General features: G+C 52.5%; 1 rRNA gene. It reads right to left on the reverse strand.

The window, feature by feature from the left end:
- Window positions 1-208: 208 nt before the first annotated feature.
- A 5S ribosomal RNA gene (rrf, locus tag ACUTJJ_RS25050) occupies window positions 209-323 on the reverse strand.
- Window positions 324-339: the final 16 nt, after the last annotated feature.

Raw genomic sequence — 339 nt, forward strand, 5'->3', positions numbered from 1 at the left:
GCATTCGGCAAAGCCGAATGTCGCGTCTACGTCGTTGCTTTAGCGACGACGGATTTCTTTCGGAGTAAATTGCACAGCAATTTATCTCCTGTAAGGGACGCATTATCATTTGTGCCTGTTATAGCACAAAGGCCGCTTGAGCGGCCTTTTTGATTTGGGCATTGGCCCATTTTGGTGATTTGAGAAGATTTTGTGTTGCGTTTTGCAGACCTGGCAGCGACCTACTCTCCCGCGTCTTGAGACGAAGTACCATTGGCGCTGGGGCGTTTCACGGCCGTGTTCGGAATGGGAACGGGTGCAGCCGCCCCGCGATAACCACCAGGTCGGCAAAACGCAACA

The sequence above is a fragment of the Agrobacterium sp. DKPNP3 genome (genome assembly GCF_052686535.1).